The following is a 2588-nucleotide window of genomic DNA, read 5'->3' on the forward strand; positions in this document are numbered from 1 at the left end:
GCGCAGTAAAGCGACGAGGCTGGTCGGGGTCGTCACCACGACGTTCCGCGCGAACCCGTACTCTATGAGTGCGGGATCAGCGCGCACCGCGGCGTCGAGGATGGTGTCTCCGGGTACGAACAACACGACCATCTCCGGAGTATTGGCGAACGCGGTCCAGTACGACTTCGCCGCCAACTGCGTCACGTGTGCCCTGACCGCGCGCGCGTGGTCGGCCAGGAGCGCTGCCTGCTTGTCCGTATCGGTGCAGTCCGCGGCGGACAGGTACGCATGCAGTGGAACCTTCGCGTCGACGACGATGTCGCGGTTGCCCGCGAGGTGGATCACCATGTCCGGTCGAACCTGCCCGGCGATGTCGGACTCGGCCGACACCTGCGTGCTGAAGTCGCAATGCTCGCTCATGCCTGCCAGCTCCACGACCCGTTCGAGCTGCAGCTCGCCCCAGCGGCCCCTGATATGCGGTGTGTGCAGCGCGTTGGCCAGGGCGCGGGTTTCGTTCGAGAGCTGCTGGGATGCGGTGTGCATACCGCGTACCTGCTCGGCGAGCCCCGAATACGCACTGATCCGGTTGTGCTCGACCCTGCGCAATTCTTCCGACAACTGACCCAGCACCCCGCGCAGCGGCTCGACGATGTGGTTGACCTGGCTGCCGATGGCCGTCGACTGTCTGCGTGCGGCGTCTTCGCTTGCCGCCGACAGTGATCGCGCTGCGAGCTCCTGGGAGCTGCGCAGCGCGTCCGCCTCCGTGCGTGCGGCCGACACCGCCGCGGCAGAGCGTGATGCGTTGGCCAGCCAACCCAGCACGGCACCGAGCACCAGACCCACGAACAGAGCGACCGCGACGGACAACATGACAGAGATGGTGCCGTTCGGTACCGACAATTCCCCGTCAGTGCAGTTCAGGGGGCTCTGGGGATCAGAAAGTCGGGTTCCCGCCGTCCTCATAGGTGAGCAGCCACTGCTTGAGTGGCTTGCCGTAGCGGAATCCCGCCACCGTGCCGTCCTGGCGGAGCACGCGGTGGCACGGAACGAACAGCGTGGCAGCGTTTCTCGCGCAGGCCGTGGCGGTCGCCCGAATCGCCGTCGGGAGTCCGGCCGCCTCGGCCAGCTGGACGAACGTCGTGGGACTGCCCGGCGCGACGGCGCGGAGCGACTCCCAGACCTTCTCCACGTAGGGGCCCGAACGTTGCCGGACCGCCACCGCGTCGATCGCGTCGAGTTGGCCGGCGTAGTAGGCGTCGACCGCGTCGCGCACGTCGGTGAGTTCCTCCGACCACCGAGACGACGCCGGTCGGAGTGCCCGGTGGATCGACGGCAAGAGCGACGCGGCGTCGTCGGTCCAGCCCGACGCCAGTACCGCGCCTGCGTCGTCGACAACAAAGGTGAAGGGACCCGTCGGCGTCGCGACGGTCGCGTGGGCCGCTGACGATTCAACCGCGTCGGACTCAACCGCGTCGGACTCAACCGCTGACGGCTCTGCGTTGGTGGTGTCGGGGTCGGCCGCCGGCTCGGTGGGTTCGGTGGGGATTGCGTCGAGTGTTGTCATGGTGCCTCCTGGCGCGTGTCGGTGCGGTTCGGTGCGCGGACACGCCGGTTCGGCCGGTCAGGCGACCGTGCCGAGCTGCGGCCCGAGCCGATGGCGCCACAGATGCATCGATGCGTAGGAGCGCCACGGTGCCCATCCCTGAGTGGCGGTGAGGTCGACGCCGAGATCTTTCGCAGCATGCCGCACCACGAGGTCGTGGTGGAGCAGGGTGTCGGGGTCGCCGGTGACGACCATCGTCACGTAGTCGGCGGTCCAGGCCCCGACCCCGCGCAGACTCAGAAGACGAGCACGCAACTCAGACGCAGCGACCCCCTGGTGAAGTTCCATCGAGTTTTCGGCGATTGCCGACGCCGCGGCGACGATGGCGTCGACGCGTGTACGCGGACCCCGCAGCACCGACCCGCCGTTGTCGGCGATAGCCGTCGCGGTCGGGAACGCCCGTGCAGGACCGTCGGTCCACCCGGTGTCCGTCCCGAGCGCCGAGACCAATGCCCCGACGTGATGGCGTGCCGCGCGGACGCTGATTTGCTGGCCCATCATCGTGCGGATCAGTGCCTCCGTCGGGTCTGGCGATCCGGGTAATCGAATGCCGGGGCCTGAGGCGATGAGGGGTGCGAGGCGTGGATCGCGCCGCAAGACGTCTTCTGCGGCAGCGGCGTCGGCGTCGAGGTCGAGGAGGCGGCGTACGCGCGACACTGCCGCGCCGAGGTCTCGGGTGTCGAGGTGCGAGAGGTCGACTCGCAGGTAACCACCGCGCCGGTCACACCCCGATCCCGGTGAGATCCGGGCAAGGGCATGCCCGTGCGGGAGCGTCAGGACGCGCGAGAACGTCCAGTCTCCCGCGGGATCGCCGGTGAACTCTTCCATCGAGTCGACGGCGTGTGCACCCAAGAGCGTCGCGGGCCAGGAGGCGTCGAACGGTTCGCGGTAGGGAAGGCGCAGTGAGATGGCACCGTCCTCGGCGTGAGCTCCCACATCCGCGCTGCTACCGCGGAGCGCGCGCAATCGAGTCGGCGTGAGCCCGAAGATCTCGCGGATCGTG

General features: G+C 68.6%; 3 protein-coding genes. All 3 read right to left on the reverse strand.

Going from position 1 to position 2588, the window contains the following annotated elements:
- Window positions 1–852: DNA recombination protein RmuC (locus tag B3T59_RS18970; RefSeq protein ID WP_287004779.1), on the reverse strand; the 852-nt coding region annotated here is incomplete at its 3' end.
- Between the two features lie 64 nt (window positions 853–916).
- Complete coding sequence (locus B3T59_RS18975) at window positions 917–1546, reverse strand: methylated-DNA--[protein]-cysteine S-methyltransferase (protein ID WP_267626639.1); 630 nt, start codon at window positions 1544–1546, stop codon at window positions 917–919.
- Between the two features lie 57 nt (window positions 1547–1603).
- On the reverse strand, window positions 1604–2588 hold a 985-nt coding region (locus tag B3T59_RS18980), incomplete at its 5' end, for a DNA-3-methyladenine glycosylase family protein (protein ID WP_287004780.1).

This window comes from Gordonia sp. UBA7860 (genome assembly GCF_002500165.1).
Classification (GTDB): Bacteria; Actinomycetota; Actinomycetes; order Mycobacteriales; family Mycobacteriaceae; genus Gordonia; species Gordonia sputi.